This is a genomic window from Priestia sp. TRN 1309 (genome assembly GCF_050846875.1).
Lineage (GTDB): Bacteria > Bacillota > Bacilli > Bacillales > Bacillaceae_H > Priestia > Priestia zanthoxyli.
In genome coordinates this window covers 134,352-153,861 of the sequence record NZ_JBOZGM010000002.1, presented here as the reverse complement: position 1 = coordinate 153,861, position 19,510 = coordinate 134,352, and the positions used below count along the sequence as shown (strand labels likewise).

Here is a 19,510-nt window from a genome sequence, read left to right as displayed (position 1 = left end):
TTATGAGAAAAATTTCGGTTTTTGTTATCTTATTGCTAACTGTTATTTTCCCTTCCCCCGCTTTTAGCCAAGTGAAAGTACCTATACTGATTTACCACTCTATTGATTCCTACACAGGCCACGGGGAAAAAGAACTGTATGTGACACCTGAAAATTTTGAGAAACAGCTTCTTTATCTTAAAAAGCAAGGATATACGCCGCTAACATTTGAAAAATGGCAGGAGCTGAAGCGTGTAAAAAAGCCTATATTTATCACATTTGACGATGGATATAAAAATAATCTTACTATCTTGCCTATTTTTCAAAGAGCAGCCAGCCCTCAGTTTCATCCAGCGGCTACAATTTTTGTGATTTCAGATTTTATTGGCCGTCCCAACCGTTTGTCTCCAGCGGATCTAAAAAAATTTGTTGATTCAGGATTTTTTTCTATTCAGTCTCATACCGCTACTCATCCGGATTTAACTAAGACGAAAAATTTATCCTATGAGCTAGCTGAATCAAAGCTGAAAATTGAAGCCATCACGAGCCAGCCCGTTATTGCTCTTGCTTACCCTTACGGAAAGGTCAATAGCCGCGTAGTCGAAGAAACAAAAAAGAATTATACATTTGGTCTTTCAACGATTCCAAAATTTTTTACTGAAAGTGGACAAAAAAATGAAAACTATCTTATTCCCCGTCTGTACGTCACGTATTCTACAACGATTGAGGATTTTGCTAAGCTATTAAAAGAAAGCTAAAAACCCTTTCCTTAAAAGGAAAGGGTTTTTAGAATTTTGTTATTTCTAGTCCTCGCTCTTGCTGCCATTCAGCATAAAAAACTTCGCTGTATTCCTTTATTTTCTTGATTGCCAGCTGTTTTTTTAACCACTTTTCATCTACGTTTGCTTCTTTCAAATTGCCAGGCACTACTTTTCCATCCATGATTAAAGCAATAGGTAAATTAGTTTGAGAATAAGGGATGTTTAAATCATTTTTCGTCGGAGGGCCGAATTCATGTTTAGGAGCGACGCTCACCTCTCCATTCGTTTCTAAAATGACATATTCTGCTTCATACAGTGAAAAATACCCTTGCTGTCTCATTAGATGCTGAAGCTGATTCAAATCCAAGTTGTTTTTCTTAAGCTCTTTATAATGAATTTTCCCTTTATAAATAATCATTGAAGGCTTGCCTTCAAGAACTCCCCTAAATCCTGTAAAGGTTTGAGATAGCTTTGTCACTGCGTAAATCAGAAGCCCCCAAATCAAAACACTATAAAGAATTTCAGTTAATTCTACTCCTTTTTCAAGAGCTGCATCCCCCACAATATTTCCCAGGACAAGCGTTGTAATAAAGTCAAACGGAGTAATTTGAGCAAACTGTGTCTTACCTAAAAGCTTCAGCATAATAAATAGCGCTAAAAATCCACATATCAGTTCAATCGCAATATCTTTATACATCGATACCCTTCCTCTATAGCAAGCATGTTATAGTATCAGTTTGTATCATATGTGAGAGTGATAAACCTGACTTTTCATTTTTCTTTCCTTCGTTTTCCAACTATAGAACTTTTGATTAAGCTTTTGTCTTACTTGCATAGGTTTCTAACGTTATATATTGATTAAAAATGGATGCGGCTGCTTTTTTTCCTACATATCTAAGGTGCCATGGTTCGTATTTATAACCGGTAACTTCTTCTTCACCTTGAGGATATCGAATAACGAATCCGTATTGATACGCATGTTTTGAAAGCCAATGAGCTTCTAGTGTATCAGCAAAGCAGTCTGCCGCAGCACATATTCCCTTTCCTCCTGTGACATCGATTGCTAGTCCCGTTTCGTGTTCACTCGTTCCTGGGTAGGCGCTATAAGTGCGTGCTTGTTCTTCACCGTCTCGCTTTGCGTAAAATGCAAAAAGCTCTTTTTGCCGCTCGTGAGATCGATAACCAGATACACCAAGTAAGCTGATCCCCTCTTTTTCCGCGTCTCGAAAAAGTTCTTCAAGCGCTTGTGCCGCAGGCTTTCTAAGCATTCGTTTTTCTATTTTTTCGTTAAAGATAAACGGAACGTCGGCATAGACTAAATCGGAAGGCTGGTAAGATTCAGGAAGCTGATGCTTTTTATTAACTAAAGCCGTAACCGATTCTGGATTGGCTATTACCACTGTTTCGTCTACATTAGATTTCATTAAAGATGAAGAAGCTGATGAGCTTTCTAGTTTTTGAGCCTGTCCATTTTTTGTGAATTCTCCGGCAGGCTTTGATGAAGAATTGCTTGTGCCGCACCCTGCTATCATCAGCGCAAAAGCTAAAGAACAAATAAATAAAAAGTATTTCATGATGTCTTACTCCTTTCACATGGCTTTTGATACGCTATAAAAGCCTGTAAAGAAAGAATAAAACATAAATGTTTCTGTCTTTTATTCAGTTGTTTCAAACTTGTAAACACTCTTAAAGAAGTTTAGTATGCGTAAAAAAAAGACTGCCTAAGCAGTCTTTTTCAAAAAGATAATATACGTATGAACTTGATTTTGCGTAAAGCTCGATGCAACTAGTTTATTTCCTGATTGACTCCAGGCAAGCTGATCAGCGGCATAGTCTAAATTTACGTTTAAGTGTGTAACATCTCCTGTTAATCCATCTGCTATGAATATCCCTTTATCTCCCTCTTTTTCAGAAATAAAATTATAAGCTAATTTCGAACCGTTGGGAGACCAGCTGACACCAAAAATTTGAGTGGACAGAGCAAGCTGAAAGGCCTCTGATCCTTTTAAATCTGTGATAGACAGCGTTCTCGTTTGGGCATCTTTTTGCTGAACGAGCGCTAATTGCTTTCCATTTGGAGACGGGATAATAGAAACCACATTATCTCGGATTTTTTCAGGGTCCGTCTGTTCGTTATGAAGAAAAAAAAGCTGGTTGTTTACACCAATATAATAAATGCCACCTATCCCTTTAACTGCATCTAAGATTCGATCGTCTCTGTGCAATAGAGGTTCTGCTTTTCCTTTTACATTTGCTTTAGAAAGCTTTCCTTCCATTGTAATAAACATTACTTCTGAATTATTAAGCCACTCTCCGCTTGATGGGTAGAGAAGAACATTCTTGATTTCAACTGTTTTTTTTGTTTGAACGTTCATTATATAACCAAATGTATCTTCGCCTTTTGCAACTTTATAAAAAAGATATTTGCCATTTGGAGAAAGCTTCGCCGCATGTTGAATTTCATTGCTTGGATGCAACACAAAAGTAGACTTGTTTTTTAGATTATAAGTAGCTAAATTCTGCGCATATACCTCTTTGGGACCGAAATCGTGCGACCGAAATTGTTTATTTTCTTGACTAACAATCACTGTGTTTTCATTCAAAAATTGAAACGCTCTTACTCCGTTAATATCTTGAACGTCTTTCACTTCTATTTTTCCATCTTGATCTACGTGGTCCAATACAGTAATTTTCTTGTCTGGTTTTTCAACCGTTTCTCTATGACCTTCTCCTTGGCCGCATGATGCTAAAATAAGAAAAGTGCTTGCGATATATATCATTAATCTATACCGTTTCAATAACGGTTCACTCCTTTTAGCTAACTCAGTTCTCGTTTTTTAAAGGAAACGACACTTTAAAAGTTGTCCATGTAGAGTCAGAATGATGCAGCTTGATAACACCGTTTTGTTTTTCAGTTAAATCTTTGGCTAATGCTAAGCCAAGACCTGTTCCTCCGGATAAACGCGACCGATCTTTATTTACGGTGAAAAATGGTTGGAATAATTTCTCTTCTGCTTCGGGTGGAATTCCTATTCCGGTGTTGGCTACATCTACAATGATAGAATTCTCTAAAGTATAAGATGCTACTTCCACTTTTCCTCCGGGTTCATTATATTTAATAGCATTGTCAATTAAATTAATAAAAATGTGTATTAAGCTTTCGCGATCAGCCCAAACAACCGCTTCTTTTATATTTGTATGAAGAGTCAAATCAAATTTAGCAGCTTTTCCTTTCATACGATCGCATATGTCTTCTAGAAGCCGTTTCAATTCAACTTGCTCTGGTCGCTGCTCGAAATCATATTTCTCAAGTGCTGAAAGCTTTAAGATTTTATCCACCATTTCATGGAGGCGATTCGTTTCTTTACGAATGTTTTGCACACCGTCTTCCATAAGCTGAGGATCATCTCGATACATATCAAGTAAGTCAACATAAGCTTTGATCGATGTTAAAGGCGTCTTAAATTCGTGGCTGATGTTACCGATAAACTGCTTTTGCTGCTGTTCGAGAGACTGCAGTTTCGAAATGGCGAACTCAAGCTTTCTTTTTTCTTTATTCATTTGATCGATGTTTTTTTCAATCGACGTACTCATAAAAAACAAGCCTTGACTGAGCTCTCCGAGTTCATCGCGCCGTTTGAAGGGCACATCAGTTAAATAATGGCCTTTTCGAATCTGCTGTGAAGTTTTTTGAAGCGTAGCGATGAGAGAAGCAATGCGATAAAAATAAGCATAGCCAATTAAAAAAGCTGCTGCCGCTGCAATCGTTCCCCCCATACGAAATAAGTGCCTAATGTCAGCTATAAACTGCTGATTATTTTTTAGGGAATGGTCAAAACGAAGGACTCCAATAAATTGATTCTCGATTGACACAGGTGCAAAGTAAATAAGGGAAGAACCCGAGATTTGATAGGCTATTTTTCCTTTCAAAGCATAGCTAAGCGTATCAGAAACATCCACATCTTTTTGGCCGATGGGAATAGAGCTTCCTGCTTCCTGTCCTTTTTGATTATATAGGACTGTTTGCATTCCGCTTTGTGATGCAATTGAAGATGCAAGGCGCTGTCCTTTTTGCTGAAGAAAGGAATCTGTATTCAGAGACGGGTCACCTGTTACATAACTTTGATGAATCGTTTGCTCCGCTGCTTTGCTTTTTTGAATAAGTTCACTTTCTAGCTGATCACGCTGATTGGTCTCAATTCCTTTTAATACAAGTACGCTCAGTACGGTTACTGTTAAAATAATTAAAAAAGCAAGAACGAGTCCCATCTTAGCTTTTAGGCTGATTTTCATTCATTGATTCCTGCAGTCGCTTTATATCCAACCCCGTATACCGTTTGAAGCAAATAAGGCTCTGCTTCTCCTACTTTTTTTCGAAGGCGCTGCATGTGAATATCTACCGTACGTGTACCGCCTGCATAATCCATTCCCCAGACAAGATCTAGTAAATCTTCTCGTGTGTACACTCTCTCTAAATTGGCAAGCAATAAAGCAATAAGATCAAACTCCTTTGGTGTAAGCTTAACTAACTCATTGGCAACATGTAACGTGCGCTGAATTAAGTTCACTTTCACTTTTCCCACCGTGATTTCTCCCACAGCTTCAGGAGCTTCATTTTTTTCTATTCGCCGAACAAGTGCTTTAGCTCTAGCTACAAGTTCTCTTACATCAAATGGCTTGGTCATGTAATCATCAGCGCCTAACTCTAAACCTAGAACTTTATCGACGATATCATTTTTAACCGTTAACAAGATAATCCCCATTCCTCTTCGATTCTCAAGTTTTCGGCATACTTCATAGCCGGTTAGTTTTGGCATCATCACATCTAATATCATCACGTCAGGTCGAAAGCTTTTTACTTTTTCAAGTGCTTCTTCACCGTCAGATGCTGTGTCTACAATATATCCTTCGCGCTTGAAAGCGTAAGATACCGCTGTGGCAATACTTTTTTCATCATCTACTACTAAAATCCTTTTATTCAATGTATCACGTACTTTCATTTGATATTTCTCTTCGTCTATCTTATCAAACAGCTTTAGCAAAAACATCTCCAAGTTGTTTCGAAATTGTAAACAAAAATAAAGAGATTGAGACATAACAAAATCAATTCAATCTAAAGACGCACAAATGAGATAAAGGAGGCTTAGTATGGAGCGCTTTTGACACCGCGGTTGATTTCCGTGCAAGGCTTCGCTTTCCGCGGGCGGCCGCTGAGCCTCCTCGTCGCTTGCGCTCCTGCGGGGTCTCACCTGTTCTGCTTTTCCTGCAGGAGTCTGCGCCTTGCCCTCCAATCAACCGCTTGAGTAAACTAAACAGATGAAATCTACGTTTACATGACCATAAAAAAATCCGAATAAAGTTGATTTTGCTTGAAGAGTCTCGATTCATCGATCCAATTTTCTTTCAGCTAAAATCATGTTGTCTTAGCTTTTTATTAGCGTTATTATTCATTTGTAAAAGGAAAAATTTTATGAGTATTCAAATATTGATAAAGAAGCTCTATACGCTGTTCGCTGCTAATAAAACCGATATACCCGTCCGGTCTAATAACATACAGTGCATCTTTTTGAAGCCCTGCTTTCTTCATATAGGGGTTCCAAGAAAACTCATGCAAAGAGAAGCCTTTTTCTCTCATGCTCTTTTTTAGCTTCTGTGCTGCTGTTCCATAGACGTGTATTTGCCAGTTTAAGGACCGTAAAGATTCAAAATTCCCTTCCACATAAGGTAACCGATCACCACTTTGCACATTTGTCCCTTGTCCGCTGCTTAGGTTACTATTTCGATATTTAATGCGGATTTGAGATAAAATTGTAAATGCTTTGTGACGGGGATAAGGAAAGCGAAATAAAAAGGATAGTACAGGCGGAAAGATATGCTTTCTAAAAAATTGACTCGTTTTATCTCTTGCCACCATTCGCTTGAAAGCGCGATCAGTTGTATTTACAAGCAGCTCTGCAAAAGGTAACCTTTCTTCTTCGTATGTATCTAATATGGAAAGTGCCGCTTTGTGTTGAAGGACAGCTGCTAATTTCCATGAAAGGTTGATTGCATCTCCAATTCCTGTGTTCATTCCTTGGCCGCCTGCAGGACTATGAATATGGGCTGCATCTCCACTTAGAAAAATACGCCCTTGTCGGAAACGACTTGCTACTCTGTGATGGATATTGTATGTTGAGAACCAATTTATATTTTCAATCTCAGCACCAAAGGTTTGTTGAAGAAAAGTTTGAATATTTTCAGCTTTTATATCGTTTTGATCCAAAAGAGCTGAAGGAATAATGCCGATCATTCGATACGTTCCTTTACTTCTAACAGGCATACAAATCAAAAATTCTTCATTGCTAAATGAAATACTGATTTTTTGATCCTTCATCACTTCACCAGAGCCGTGAACATCCATCACATAAAAATGCTGTTTATATTTTTCTCCTTTAAACTCTATATTCATTTGTTTACGAACTGTACTGTGCGCTCCGTCACATCCACAAATATACTTAAAATAAGCGGTTTCCTCTTGCTGGGCTTTTAATAAAGTTTTTATCCCTTCTCCGTGTTCAGCTAGAGATAGTAACTCCGTCTTCCATTCTACTTCAATCCCAAGATTTTTTAATTTTTCAAGCAGAAACTGCTCGTGGTCGTCCTGTGGAAATGTAAGAACAAAAGGAAAAGGACTTAATCCTTCTCCTAAAGATCCTAGATGAACTTTTGCTTTTATTTTATTCTTTACTCGGACGTATACATCTTCCATCTTAATCCCGCGGTCTATGACTTCATCTGCAAAACCGAACTGCTGATAAAATTCAAGGGTTCGCGGTAAAATAGCCATTGCCCGGGAGGCTTGCCCAGGCCCTTCGTTTCTATCAATAATTCGAAAAGAAATGTTATGTCTTGCTAAATTATAGGCCATCACAAGGCCAGTAGGTCCGGCACCAACGATTAGGATTTGTGGCTTCATCATTATCTCTCCTTCTCATTCAGTTGCAGTATCTTTTATATTGAGCGAGACTTCTCTTTTTTTACAGAAGATGCAGGTAAAGCAGAAGCAAACAGAGCACACAAACTTATTAAAGAGATAAGAGCTAGAGCAGATACAGAATGATTCCATGTCAGATGTTCTCCAAAGAAAAATAGTTCTCTTACGCCATCTACCATAAACCTCATTGGCAGCCATGGATAAATCCACTCTCGATAAAAATCAGGCATAATTTCTGGGGCCATTGGAAGCAGCGGTGCGCCAAAAAATAGAATAATAACGAAAATCGGAAGTCCCTTTAGTCCTAACCATGAAAGTGCGGCTGATATCAAGGTGAAAAAACTGAAGTAAGCAATAGCTAAGAATAGTGCTGTATCCAAAAATGAAGGAACGCTTATTCCAACTACTTCAGCTAGCCACGCTAGCCCGAAACCTGCAGCTAAAGCAAGTGTAGCACCAATGATTACGAACCCTACTTGGTTAACAATTTTCTCTTTGCGAGAAGAAAACGTGATTTTGTGGATGCTGAGGAAGACAACTGCTGCCCCTGCTATGCTTGCCATCCACAGCGGCTGAAATAATGAAACGGGGGCATTTCCGTTGACACTATGAGTCCCTGTTTTATTGACGTTTATCACTGTCTTTTGAATCGGTGCAGCGAGTGCTAATGCTTGGTTTGCACTTAGTTGCGTTCCGCTTTGTTCAAATCTTTTCACTAGCTGCAAGCGCATATTTTCATTCATCTGATCAACTGCTCCGTTTAGCACCTGACTGGCTAGTGTTGAAGCAGCTGTATTCATTCCTTGATTCACTAACAATCTAATAGCAGGTGCCTCAGGCTGAGCCGTCTGAAGAGTCACCTGTTTTTTGGTGAAATCTTTTGGAATGATAAGCGCTCCGTAGTATTTTTGATTATTTAACCCTTTTTCAACTTCTTTAGTAGTTGATACAAAAATCCATTTAACCGAAGACTGTTCAGCGCTTGAACTCTTCATATTTTGTTTTATATGATCTCCTATATTTACCTTACCCTTTGCTGGAACTGTCATTCCTTCGTCGGCATTTACAAATGCGATTGGCAAATTCTTAGGTGCTTGGCTTACTGAAGGAATTAACGTTAGGGTAAAAATGAAAATAACTGCTACCACTATAATTGGTGAAAGATATATAAGCTTTTGATTACTTAATTTCATATAGATATTCCCTTCTTTAAGCATATACACGTTGACGGAAAGATAATGTACATGCTGTTGATTAGTGATCACTATGTAAATTATAATAAATTTACCTGCATTCTCAATATGCAATAATCATGGGAATGTCGCTTACTTAACACAAAACACATCACTGTTCATTATTAAAGAAAAAAGTAGGTGTTTAAAAACTGTGGGGAATTCAAAAACAGATCGTAGAATTATTCGAACGAAGAAATTTATCCGAGATGCTTTAACAGAATTAATGGAAGAGAAAGGATTTGAAGGCGTAACGGTCAGAGATCTGACGAAAAAAGCCGATATTAATCGAGGAACTTTTTATTTACACTACCAAGACAAATACGATTTGCTTGAAAAAAGTGAAAATGAAGTCATTCAAGAAATAAAAGAATTTATCAAAAAAGCAAATCCAAATGAGATTGTATCTGCTAATTTGAAAGAACAGCCTTTGCCGTTTATTATTGCGCTTTTTGAATATATTCAAGAGAATGCGCGTTTTATGCAGGTTATGCTTGGTCCAAAAGGCAACCCTGGCTTTCATCTTAAAATTAAAGAAGTTATGAAAACCAATATACTGGAAAAATTAGAGCTCATGGATAGTAAAACGCCTCCGCTTGTTCCACTTGAACATTTAATGTCTTATGTAACGTCAGCCCATCTTGGCGTCATTCAGCACTGGCTAGAACAAGATATGAAGCAGTCACCTAGAGAAATGGCTCTGACACTCGCTAGCATGACTTTTTTGGGTCCTGCTTATGTTGCAGGCATTAAGCGAACATAAAAGAACCTGCTATTCTCTCGGAGAATAGCAGGTTCTTTTTTATTAACCTTCTAGTAATAAAGATTCTGGATCTTCTAATAGTTCTTTAACAGTAGCTAGGAAGCTTACGGCTTCTTTGCCGTCAACGATACGGTGATCGTAAGAAAGTGCAATGTACATCATCGGACGATTTTCGATACGCTCTTCATCAATTGCTACCGGACGAAGCTGAACTTTGTGCATTCCTAAAATACCAACTTGAGGCCCGTTTAAAATTGGTGTAGACATTAATGAACCGAATACACCGCCGTTTGTAATTGTGAACGTTCCACCTTGTAAATCTTTTAATGCTAATTTGTTGTCGCGCGCTTTTTTCGCTAAATCAACGATAGATCCTTCGATACCAGCGAATGTTTTACGGTCAGCATCACGTACAACTGGAACAACAAGACCGTCTGGAGCTGACACAGCAATACCAATATCGTAGAATTTTTTAATTAATAACTCGTTGCCTTGAATTTCAGCATTTAATAATGGGTATTTTTTAAGTGCTGCTACTACTGCTTTTGTGAAGAATGACATAAAGCCAAGTCTTACGTCGTGCTGTTCAAAGAATTTGTCTTTGCGTCGTTTGCGAAGAGCCATAACAGCCGTCATGTCTACTTCGTTAAACGTTGTCAACATAGCCGCTGTTTGCTGAACTTCAACGAGACGTTTGGCAATTGTTTGACGACGACGTGACATACGTTCGCGTTCAACAGGTTTGTCGCTATTTTCACTTGCCGCTGGAGACGGAGATACCGGGTTAGCTGGCTTACTTGCTTGTGCCTGATGTTTTTGCTCATTTGATTTTTGATCTGCATATGAATCAATATCATGTTTACGCACGCGGCCAAGAGGATCAGTAGTTGGTACTTGATCTAGCTTGATTCCGCGTTCTCTTGCTGCTTTGCGAGCTGCAGGAGAAGCAATCAGCCATTGTTTTTGATTTCCTTGTTGAGGCGCTTCAGCTGCTGGCGCTACTTCTTCAACTGTTTTTTGCTGAGCTGGAGCAGCTTCTTGTTTTGGTGCTTCCTCTGCTGGTTTTTCTTCAGCTTTTGGTGCTGCTGGTGCTGAAGCTCCTTCTTTCGCTTCAAGACGTGCAATTGTTTCACCAACTTGCACTGTGTCGCCTTCGCCAGCAAGAAGTTCTGTTAGCACACCAGAGTCTTCAGCTGTAATTTCAACGTTAACTTTATCTGTTTCAAGTTCAACGATATAATCGCCTTTTTCAACGAAATCTCCTACTTGTTTTAGCCACTGTGCAACTGTTCCTTCAGAAATTGATTCTGCTAATTCCGGTACTTTAATCTCTCCCATGGTTCATTCCCCTTCCTTATCGTGTAACAACGTCGTTAGCAATTTCATTTTTAGTTAATGCATCTTGTAAAATACGTTCTTGTTCTTGTCTGTGAACTGTTGGATCTCCTTCAGCTGGACTTGAGCGTCTTGTGCGGCCGATGTAGTCAACAGTAGCTCCTTCTGGTGCTACTTCACGCAGTCGATCTTCTACATAGTTCCATGCGCCCATGTTTTCAGGCTCTTCTTGTAACCAGACAATCTCTTTTAAATTTTTATAGCGAGCAAAGATTTCAGCAATTACGCGTCTTGGGAACGGATAAATTTGTTCTAGACGAAGAACGTGTAGCCAATCTTTATCATCTTCTGCTTTGTTTAAGCGTTCCGTTAACTCACTGCTGATTTTTCCGCTGCACAGAACGATTCGTTCAACTGCATCTTCTTTTTTGCCTAATCCAGGCTGTTCTACTACTAAGCGGAAAGAGCCTTTTGTAAACTCTTCAAGGTTTGACACACTAAAAGCATTACGAAGCAAACTTTTTGGTGTCATAACTACTAGCGGTCTTACTTCTTCGCGCTGTAAAATGGCAGCTTGTCGTCGAAGTAAGTGGAAATATTGCGCAGCGCTTGTTACGTTTGCGATTGTCCAGTTGTTTTCTCCAGCTAGCTGTAAATAACGTTCTAGACGAGCGCTTGAGTGTTCTGGCCCTTGACCTTCATGGCCATGTGGTAGCAATAAGACCATTCCAGATTTTTGTCCCCACTTAGCACGACCTGCTGCAATAAACTGGTCAATAATAACTTGACCTGCATTGGCAAAATCACCGAATTGTGCTTCCCAAAGAACAAGCGTTTCAGGAGCAAATACATTATAGCCGTATTCAAATCCAAGCACTGAACCTTCAGATAATGGACTGTTACGAATATCAAAGGAAGCGCTTACGTTCTTCATTGCGTGTAGTGGTGAGTAAACATCCCCTGTCTTATGATCATGAAGAACAAGATGTCTATGTGCAAACGTACCACGTTCAGAATCTTGGCCTGTAATACGAATTGGCGTGCCGTCTCTTAAAATCGTAGCAAATGCAAATGCCTCACCCAATGACCAATCCACGCTTTCATTTTCTTCAAACGCTTTGGCACGTTTAGATAAGATGCGATCAAGTTTTGGAAATACGTTAAATCCTTCAGGGTATTTCACTAGCTCTTGATTCACTTCAAACAGCTCTTCTTTTGTAACAGATGTATCAATATCTGAAATTCCTTTGAAGACTGCTTGTGGCATTTCCATAATTCTATGTTGTTTTTCAGCTTTTGGCGGTACTTTCTCATAAGCTGCTTTTAACTTCGCTTGTAACTCTTCATTAATTTGATCTGCTTGACCGCTTTGAATAACGTTTTGTTCTTCGAGCTGCTTTGCATACATAGCACGAACGGTTGGACGTTTTGTCACAATTTCATACATCTTCGGCTGCGTTACAGACGGTTCATCCATTTCATTGTGGCCAAATCGACGGTATCCAATTAAATCAATCAAGAAATCTTTGTTAAAACGTCTGCGATACTCATAAGCAAAATAAGCAGCCGCTAAACAGGCTTCCGGATCATCCGCGTTTACGTGAACAATTGGAATTTCAAACCCTTTTGCTAAGTCACTTGCATATTTTGTTGAACGAGAATCGACGCTTTCTGTTGTAAATCCAATCATGTTGTTAGCAATAATGTGGATTGTTCCACCTGTTTGATAACCAGTCAATTGATTTAAGTTCAGCGTTTCTTGTACAATACCTTCACCAGGGAACGCAGCATCTCCGTGAATTAAAATCGCGAACGATTTTTTTACATCTTGTTTCGGGTATCCATTCACATCACGCTCATCTTGAGCCGCTCTTGTAAACCCTTCCACAACCGGATTAACAAACTCCAAGTGACTAGGGTTACTAGCCAATGTCAAACGAGCTCGAACTGTGTTCTCTGCTTTAATTTGTTTGTCGGCACCCAGGTGATATTTTACGTCTCCCGTCCAGCCGTAGTTGATACCGATTGAACCTTCTGAAGGAACTAATTCCTTGTTAGGCGCATGCTGGAATTCCGCAAAAATCATTTCATACGGCTTGCCTAATACGTGTGCTAATACATTTAAACGTCCACGGTGAGCCATACCGATATTAACCGTTTTTGGGCTTGTTTCCACTGAGCGTGCAATCAGTTCATCTACAAGTGGAATTAACATATCTACGCCTTCAATAGAAAAGCGTTTTTGTCCGACAAATGTACGGTGTAAAAATTGTTCAAAGCCTTCTACTTCTGTTAAACGCTTTAATACAGAAGTTCTTTTCTCATTTGAAAGAGGTTGGAAAATAGCACCTGACTCGACCATATCAGTCAGCCACTTATTCTCTTCCATGTTATGTACGTGATGGAATTCAAACGCAATGGTTTTTGTGTAGACATCTGTTAAATAGTTAATTGCGTCTAAACCATTTTTGACGTGTGATGGCGCATTCGTACATAAAATATCAACCGGAATTGATTTTAAATCTTCTTGCGTTAAATTGTAATCTTCCAAGTGAAGCAAGACAGGATCTTTCTTCTCGCTTTCAAGAGGCTTAATTGACGCGTATAGATGACCATAAGCACGGATGTTTTCCGCTAGCTTAATAGCCGATGCAATTTTAGATGTGTTAGCTGAAGGTGCAGCCTGTGCGTATTCAGCTTGCTGAACCTGCTCACTTTCGTTTAATGGAGGAGCACCCCAATAATCAAATAATTCTTTTAAGTCTGGATCTACTAGATCTGACTGCTCTTCATATAACTCATACTGTTCTAATACATAGCCATAGTTCGGACCCAAAAATCCTTGCCAAGGCTCCCCTCTATTCGACGTTTCGTTACCCATGATAAAACCCCCAACGAGTTATAATAATTGTCGTACTCAACAATCTTTCCATTTTGAATGTCGATTACCTTATCGTCTGACATCTTTACAACGAGTGATAAATCTCACTGCGTGTGTATCTGATATCTGCTTATATTTTACCACTCTTTTACTCGTCAATCAAAATGAAATCGCTATATTTCTTTAATTTTTTTTACTTTTTTAATAGTCTTACTACTTTTTGAAAGCGTTTTATAAGTAAAGCTGATTAAAGGTCGAATCAGGTGTTAATTAATTGTTATTGACCTAGCTTTTGGCAAAATTAAATTGCTTGAAATATATTTTATGACTATTTAAAAAAAGAAGCAGTGTTTTGCTTCTTTTTTTAAAACTCATCTACGATTTTTTCAACGTCTTTAAAATAACCATCATCTACTTCTGTAAGCTTGCTGCTTTTCGCCGCTTCGAGTAAATGAGTGAACCAAGTTAGTTCTACTTTCAAATGCATAATCGTGCGCATAATGATCGACAGATTTGCAATGGAATGATCCACCTTTTTAACTTGATACAAATTTTGCATTTTTTCTAAATAAGCTGCCGTTTCCTCAATCTTTTTTTCTAAAGCAGAAGCCACTTTTTTTTGATCCACGTAAGAAGTAAATGAAAGAGCAGCATAAACAGGTCTATGCATATGCTCTTTTTTTAACAGCTGTTCAAAATAAAGGCGTTCAAATTCTTCTCTTCCTGCATCCGTGATAGAATAAACGGTCTTTTCAGGTCTGTTCGTCTCTCGAATCACATCGACTACTTTCACCAACTGATCTTTTTCGAGCGTATCAAAAGCGTAATATAAAGAACCGCTTGCAAGTTTAATATAGTGCTTCATTTGTCTTTCATTAATGGTTTGCTGAATTTCATAAGGGTGCTTATTTCCTTCCATTAATAAGCCCAGTATGACTAATTTAACACTCATAACACCTTTCACCTCTTGACATGCATCTTATTTAGTAAAAAAAGCACGAATAAATTCGTGCCTTTTCTATTTTTGAGCTGCAGGTTCCTTAGCTTCTACCCGCTTTTTAGGGGGAACTTCCACTCGTTCATTTCCCATTAAAAAGACAGTAATAATAGCTACTGCAATTGGAATAAGAGCAAGCATAAATGCATACGTGATCGATGTAGACATAGCATCAACAATCTTATCTAATATTTGAGGCGGAATGCTGTTTCGGGCACTTGATTGAAAAACTGCACTCGGATCTCCTATTTGAGAAAATGCTCCTTGTGATCCATTTCCCATACCTTGAAAATTGCGCTGCAGCTCATTTGTAAATGTATTGCTTTGAATCGTTCCAAAAATCGTAACTCCCAGCGTCATTCCTAAAGAACGAGCAAATGAGTTTGTTGAGTTGGCAGAACCTCTAAACTGTGGATCTAGCTTATGAGTTGACGACGTTGGTAAAAGAGAAAAGCTAAACCCTACGCCAAATCCAGTCAAAATCATAAATACCGTGAGCATCCAACGAGGTGTATCAGGTTCCATTGTTCCTAACAAGAACATTCCTACTGCAAATGAAAAAACGGACATAATCATCAAGTTTCGGAAGCTTGTTTTTGTGAGAAAAATCCCGCCGATCGCACTTCCTGCTACTGAGCCTAACATCATCGGAGTTAAAATTAAACCTGCATTTGTAGCAGAACCTCCGTAGACAGCTTGAACGAAAATAGGAATAAATACCGTTAAAATAATAAACGTTGCTCCGTATAAGAAAGCGAGAATTTGTGATGTTGCAAATAAACGGCGCTTGAACATCCAAAATGAAATAATCGGCTCTTGCGCGCGCTTTTCCACAAAAAAGAAGAGTGACAGCGCCACAGCAAAGATAGCAAAAAGAGATAAAATTTGCGGAGAAGACCACTCATACTCTTTTCCTCCAAGTTCAAGAGCAAACATTAAACTTACTACTGAAATGACAAGAGTGGCTGCACCAGCCCAGTCAATTTTTTGCTTTTTATGACTTTTTGACTCTTTATAAAAGCGCATAATAAAAAATAACGATAAAAGTCCAATTGGCACGTTCACGTAAAACACCCAGTGCCAGCTGATGTATTCCGTAATGTAAGCACCGAGAAGTGGACCAAATACGCTTGCTGAGCCAAAAACGGCACCTAATAATCCCGTCATTTTCCCGCGTTTTTCAGGAGGGAAAATATCAAATACGATGGTAAAAGCAATCGGAAGAAGCGCTCCTCCTCCAATTCCTTGAATCGCTCGGTAAATACTTAGCTGCACAATGCTTTGTGCTAAACCACACAATGCGGATCCAAGTAAGAATACGGTTAACCCAAAAATAAAAAACCGTTTACGGCCGTACATATCAGATAGTTTACCAAATATCGGCATACCTGCCATCACGGCAACCATATAAGCGGACGTAACCCAGACAAACTTATCTAATCCGCCTAGATCAGAAATGATTTTCCCCATAGCCGTCGCTACGATGGTATTATCCATGGCTGACATAAAAATACCGAGCAGCAATCCTGCTACGATAAAACGAATATGTTTTTCTGATGAAACCATTTCAGTTCCTCCTTTCGCGTCATCTTTTTGATGAACAGAAATGATAGCTACTTAAATTATTATATTCAAATTTGAGTATTTTACAATCTTAAATGTGCTATTTTTTAGAAATAAACATAACAAAAGCGTAATGGATTCATTACGCTTTTACTGTGAACTGAGGTTCTAATTCGATCTCTACATTTCCTTGAATGGCTCTTGAAATCATACAGGACGTTTCTGCTTTTTTTATAAGTCGATTGATTTTCTCTTCTTGGGCCGCAAATTCAGGTGTGACGATCACGTGAGGTTTATGAATGATTTTTTCGTACGTAAACACACCATTCGTTACGTCCACGATAGCTTCTGATTCCATCGTTAAAGCCTCCTGATGGATTCCACTTCTTTCTAGCATCGCTGCAAGCGTGATAATGTAGCAGGTGGCTGCTGCTCCTAGCAGCATTTCATCTGGATTTGTCCCGGCTCCTGGCCCGTCCATTTCTGGTGGAATAGAAATGTTTGTTTTTAATTGCCCTGCTTCAATTGTTCCCACTTCATTTCGGCCTCCTGGCCAATTTGCTTGCAAATGAAAGTGATGTTTTGCCATAGTGTATCCTTCTTTCTTCTATATAATGATGTATACTTAGCGTACCTTTTTTGCTCATAAAATAAAAATGTTCTGCTTGTAATAGCAAAAAGACTGCTAAACGTGCAGTCTTTGTTGTTCTCTAACTTAAAGGTACTTTCTTTTCGCTTTCAACGACAGTTTTGATTAATGAAGGCAGCCAGTCCTGCAGGTTCGTAAATGAATATCCCCAAAAGCTAGCTTTTTCATTGCTCATCGTCCAAGAATGATCTACTCCGTACGGAGAACTATTTTCATCCGTTAAACGAGAGGTTGTTCTTGCTGTTTTATCCGCTGCTTGTTCAATATATGAAAATAAATTTTTGAGTGAAATGGTACCATTTGAACAAGCGTTAATCGGCCCTTTTAGCTTCTGTTCTGCACACCAAACTAAAAATTCACCTGCTTCTTCCTGTGAAATGAAGTTCATTTCTGCTTCAATAGCCGGTACACCAATTTCTTCTCCATGCATAATTTTTTCTATGTGAAAACGCAAGCGGTCCGTATAATCATCTTTTCCCATAACAATTGGAAAACGGACAGCTGTTACCGAAAACGGTGCTTTTTGAAAGAATACTGCCTCGGCTTGGCGTTTTCCTTCTTGATAGGAAATATTTTCACGGCGTGTATATGAAATAGGATACTTGTATGGATCAAAATCTTCTTCATAACACGTTTTTTCTAAAGAACCATATACTGAAAGAGTCGAGGTAAGTACATAGTGACTCGTACTATGACGAAAAGCTTCAACAGCAACAGCTGCGCCGTGTGAAGAATAGCATATTTGATCGAAGATAACATCCCATTTTCTTCCTCTTGTTGTTTCGATTACAGAATCTTTTTCTACACGATCAAGAAAAATTCGCTCAACTCGGTCGCCGAAATCATCCGGTGTTTTACCTCGCGTTGCTAACGTAACCTTTACTCCTTTAGAAAGCAATGTCTGAACTAAATTTTTTCCGAAAAAACGCGTCCCACCTAACACAAGTGCTGTTTTCATCTTTTTCTCCACCTTTCATATTTGATATGGGTGACCATACCATTATTATCCAACTTTTTCATCCATAAAGCTATGAATCTTTCCGCTTATTTTTTTGTACTTCCACCTATTTTTTCGCCACTGCCGTGTTAAGATGTACATATCTAACCAAAAGGAGCGACAGCGATGAATCCTTCTCCACTTCCCCTTAAAGAACGTCTTGTTATTCTTGATATTATTCGGGGCATTGCTTTGCTGGGCATTTTTTTAGTGAATATACCGGCTTTTACTTCTCCGATATTTATTTTTCAGCTGTACAATGTTTCTTATAAGTATGAAGGAATAGATGCTTATATTGATTTATTCTTGCAGCTATTTGTCCAAGGGAAGTTTTTTACCATCTTTTCTTTTTTGTTTGGACTTGGATGCGGAATTTTTTTGCATAGAGCTGAAGAAAAGCAGTACTTTGCCGCTGCTTTATGGTCAAGAAGAATGGCTTCTTTGCTATTAATCGGGCTTTTTCATCTTGTCTTTTTCTGGTATGGAGACATTTTGCATGTGTATGCTATTGGCGGTCTTTTATTATTCTTTTTTTACAATCGAAAAGCTAAGACGATTTTGCTGTGGGCAATAGGCTTGCTATGCTTTTTTTATCTTTTGGCTTGTATGCAGTTTTTTACTCCAGCACACGTCTTGCAGGAGGCTCAGTGGGAGTATAAAGCTTTACATGAACATGTCTTAACCCAATATTTATCCACCTACAGGCAAGCAGACTATTTATCTTGGCTGTTTTATCGTTTGAATGTTGAAGTGGTGCCTATGCTATTAAATCTACCGTTTTCTATCTTTCCCGTATTTTCTATGTTGTTATTTGGCTTATATACTGCTAAAAAAGGGTTGGTACATAATATCGAACAAAATCGTTCTTTTTTAAAGAAAATTCAGTCAATAACAGGCGCAGCAGGTTTCACTTTAACTATTATTCTGGCCATGCTAAAAACAGAGATTTTAAGATACGAACTCTATCAGCAGGCGGCCATTCACCTTTTTACAAGTTTGAGCGGCATTTTTCTATGTTTTTTTTATCTTACCACCTTACTGTTATTCCTGCAATTTTCTCCTTACGCTTCAATGCTGGGTCTTTTTAAGTATAGTGGAACAATGGCATTAACAACTTACCTTAGCCAAACTTTAATTTGCCTGTGGATGGTTCGAGTCTTTGGTTTATACGGAACTCTTACCTTAATGGAAAGCACGGTTATTTGCCTCATCATCTATACACTCCAGCTTTTTCTTAATAAGTGGTGGCTTTATTATTTCTATTACGGTCCGTGTGAATGGTTATGGCGGAGCTTTACATACCGATCTCTCCCGCCTCTTAGGCGGAATAGAAAAGCTTCAGCTTAACAGCAAATCGGCCTTCAAGGTTGAAAGCCGATT

Annotated in this window: 17 protein-coding genes; 3 read left to right on the top strand and 14 right to left on the bottom strand. The window is 38.7% G+C overall.

All coding sequences use genetic code 11. The annotated features are described in order from the left end of the window. Window positions 1-2 precede the first annotated feature (2 nt). On the top strand, window positions 3-737 hold the full coding sequence (locus tag ACRPLQ_RS08050) for a polysaccharide deacetylase family protein (RefSeq protein ID WP_099000462.1): 735 nt from the start codon (window positions 3-5) through the stop codon (window positions 735-737). A gap of 28 nt (window positions 738-765) precedes the next feature. Here ACRPLQ_RS08050 and ACRPLQ_RS08045 read toward each other — a convergent pair whose 3' ends face one another. From ACRPLQ_RS08045 to ACRPLQ_RS08010, 8 genes are all read right to left on the bottom strand, one after another. Next, window positions 766-1,437 carry a DUF421 domain-containing protein gene (locus ACRPLQ_RS08045; RefSeq protein WP_028412875.1) on the bottom strand — a complete coding sequence of 224 codons (672 nt, stop codon included), beginning with the start codon at window positions 1,435-1,437 and terminating at the stop codon, window positions 766-768. Between the two features lie 115 nt (window positions 1,438-1,552). Continuing rightward, complete coding sequence (locus ACRPLQ_RS08040; RefSeq protein ID WP_155017362.1) at window positions 1,553-2,314, bottom strand: M15 family metallopeptidase; 762 nt, start codon at window positions 2,312-2,314, stop codon at window positions 1,553-1,555. A 147-nt stretch (window positions 2,315-2,461) separates the two neighbouring features. After that, on the bottom strand, window positions 2,462-3,538 hold the full coding sequence (locus ACRPLQ_RS08035) for a TolB family protein (RefSeq protein ID WP_432235869.1): 1,077 nt from the start codon (window positions 3,536-3,538) through the stop codon (window positions 2,462-2,464). 25 nt (window positions 3,539-3,563) lie between these two features. Continuing rightward, window positions 3,564-5,033, bottom strand: coding sequence for a sensor histidine kinase (locus ACRPLQ_RS08030; protein WP_028412872.1), 1,470 nt, complete (start codon window positions 5,031-5,033; stop codon window positions 3,564-3,566). Next, window positions 5,030-5,722, bottom strand: a complete 693-nt coding sequence (locus ACRPLQ_RS08025) for a response regulator transcription factor (protein ID WP_028412871.1) — start codon at window positions 5,720-5,722, stop codon at window positions 5,030-5,032. Before ACRPLQ_RS08025 ends, ACRPLQ_RS08030 begins: the two co-directional genes overlap by 4 nt. 121 nt (window positions 5,723-5,843) lie before the next feature. Then, window positions 5,844-6,128, bottom strand: coding sequence for a hypothetical protein (locus ACRPLQ_RS08020; RefSeq protein ID WP_165635209.1), 285 nt, complete (start codon window positions 6,126-6,128; stop codon window positions 5,844-5,846). Between the two features lie 55 nt (window positions 6,129-6,183). Next, on the bottom strand, window positions 6,184-7,695 hold the full coding sequence (locus tag ACRPLQ_RS08015; RefSeq protein WP_432235868.1) for an FAD-dependent monooxygenase: 1,512 nt from the start codon (window positions 7,693-7,695) through the stop codon (window positions 6,184-6,186). A gap of 35 nt (window positions 7,696-7,730) precedes the next feature. Beyond that, the gene (locus tag ACRPLQ_RS08010) at window positions 7,731-8,906 is read right to left on the bottom strand and encodes a YhgE/Pip domain-containing protein (RefSeq protein WP_033579399.1); all 1,176 of its coding nucleotides are present in this window, start codon (window positions 8,904-8,906) and stop codon (window positions 7,731-7,733) included. A 193-nt stretch (window positions 8,907-9,099) separates the two neighbouring features. Here ACRPLQ_RS08010 and ACRPLQ_RS08005 point away from each other — a divergent pair, with 193 nt between their 5' ends. Next, entirely contained in the window at window positions 9,100-9,708 is a 609-nt protein-coding gene (locus ACRPLQ_RS08005) for a TetR/AcrR family transcriptional regulator (protein WP_028412868.1), read from the top strand. Window positions 9,709-9,750: 42 nt separating this feature from the next. Here the strand turns inward: ACRPLQ_RS08005 and odhB are convergent, their stop codons facing one another. From odhB to ACRPLQ_RS07975, 6 genes are all read right to left on the bottom strand, one after another. Continuing rightward, window positions 9,751-11,046: a 2-oxoglutarate dehydrogenase complex dihydrolipoyllysine-residue succinyltransferase gene (gene odhB / locus ACRPLQ_RS08000; protein ID WP_432235867.1), complete on the bottom strand. Its 1,296-nt coding sequence runs from the start codon at window positions 11,044-11,046 to the stop codon at window positions 9,751-9,753. 16 nt (window positions 11,047-11,062) lie between these two features. Further along, the gene (sucA, locus tag ACRPLQ_RS07995; RefSeq protein ID WP_033579402.1) at window positions 11,063-13,924 is read right to left on the bottom strand and encodes a 2-oxoglutarate dehydrogenase E1 component; all 2,862 of its coding nucleotides are present in this window, start codon (window positions 13,922-13,924) and stop codon (window positions 11,063-11,065) included. 364 nt (window positions 13,925-14,288) lie between these two features. Beyond that, the gene (locus tag ACRPLQ_RS07990; protein ID WP_028412866.1) at window positions 14,289-14,876 is read right to left on the bottom strand and encodes a PadR family transcriptional regulator; all 588 of its coding nucleotides are present in this window, start codon (window positions 14,874-14,876) and stop codon (window positions 14,289-14,291) included. A gap of 66 nt (window positions 14,877-14,942) precedes the next feature. Beyond that, window positions 14,943-16,487 (bottom strand): MDR family MFS transporter, encoded by a 1,545-nt coding sequence (locus ACRPLQ_RS07985; RefSeq protein ID WP_028412865.1) that lies wholly within the window; start codon window positions 16,485-16,487, stop codon window positions 14,943-14,945. A 139-nt stretch (window positions 16,488-16,626) separates the two neighbouring features. Beyond that, window positions 16,627-17,073 carry an OsmC family protein gene (locus tag ACRPLQ_RS07980; RefSeq protein WP_033579404.1) on the bottom strand — a complete coding sequence of 149 codons (447 nt, stop codon included), beginning with the start codon at window positions 17,071-17,073 and terminating at the stop codon, window positions 16,627-16,629. A gap of 121 nt (window positions 17,074-17,194) precedes the next feature. Continuing rightward, complete coding sequence (locus ACRPLQ_RS07975) at window positions 17,195-18,091, bottom strand: NAD-dependent epimerase/dehydratase family protein (protein ID WP_257042600.1); 897 nt, start codon at window positions 18,089-18,091, stop codon at window positions 17,195-17,197. A gap of 165 nt (window positions 18,092-18,256) precedes the next feature. Between ACRPLQ_RS07975 and ACRPLQ_RS07970 the strand changes: the two genes are divergently transcribed. After that, on the top strand, window positions 18,257-19,477 hold the full coding sequence (locus ACRPLQ_RS07970; protein WP_432235866.1) for a DUF418 domain-containing protein: 1,221 nt from the start codon (window positions 18,257-18,259) through the stop codon (window positions 19,475-19,477). Window positions 19,478-19,510: the final 33 nt, after the last annotated feature.

Excerpts from the sequence above, each read along its gene's own strand:
- ACRPLQ_RS07990 (WP_028412866.1), bottom strand. The coding sequence starts at position 14,876 with ATGAGTGTTAAATTAGTCATACTGGGCTTATTAATGGAAGGAAATAAG.
- ACRPLQ_RS07980 (WP_033579404.1), bottom strand. The coding sequence starts at position 17,073 with ATGGCAAAACATCACTTTCATTTGCAAGCAAATTGGCCAGGAGGCCGA.
- ACRPLQ_RS08010 (WP_033579399.1), bottom strand. The coding sequence starts at position 8,906 with ATGAAATTAAGTAATCAAAAGCTTATATATCTTTCACCAATTATAGTG.
- sucA (WP_033579402.1), bottom strand. The coding sequence starts at position 13,924 with ATGGGTAACGAAACGTCGAATAGAGGGGAGCCTTGGCAAGGATTTTTG.
- ACRPLQ_RS07975 (WP_257042600.1), bottom strand. The coding sequence starts at position 18,091 with ATGAAAACAGCACTTGTGTTAGGTGGGACGCGTTTTTTCGGAAAAAAT.
- ACRPLQ_RS08020 (WP_165635209.1), bottom strand. The coding sequence starts at position 6,128 with ATGAATCGAGACTCTTCAAGCAAAATCAACTTTATTCGGATTTTTTTA.
- ACRPLQ_RS08045 (WP_028412875.1), bottom strand. The coding sequence starts at position 1,437 with ATGTATAAAGATATTGCGATTGAACTGATATGTGGATTTTTAGCGCTA.
- odhB (WP_432235867.1), bottom strand. The coding sequence starts at position 11,046 with ATGGGAGAGATTAAAGTACCGGAATTAGCAGAATCAATTTCTGAAGGA.
- ACRPLQ_RS08015 (WP_432235868.1), bottom strand. The coding sequence starts at position 7,695 with ATGAAGCCACAAATCCTAATCGTTGGTGCCGGACCTACTGGCCTTGTG.
- ACRPLQ_RS08040 (WP_155017362.1), bottom strand. The coding sequence starts at position 2,314 with ATGAAATACTTTTTATTTATTTGTTCTTTAGCTTTTGCGCTGATGATA.
- ACRPLQ_RS08050 (WP_099000462.1), top strand. The coding sequence starts at position 3 with ATGAGAAAAATTTCGGTTTTTGTTATCTTATTGCTAACTGTTATTTTC.
- ACRPLQ_RS08030 (WP_028412872.1), bottom strand. The coding sequence starts at position 5,033 with ATGAAAATCAGCCTAAAAGCTAAGATGGGACTCGTTCTTGCTTTTTTA.
- ACRPLQ_RS07985 (WP_028412865.1), bottom strand. The coding sequence starts at position 16,487 with ATGGTTTCATCAGAAAAACATATTCGTTTTATCGTAGCAGGATTGCTG.
- ACRPLQ_RS07970 (WP_432235866.1), top strand. The coding sequence starts at position 18,257 with ATGAATCCTTCTCCACTTCCCCTTAAAGAACGTCTTGTTATTCTTGAT.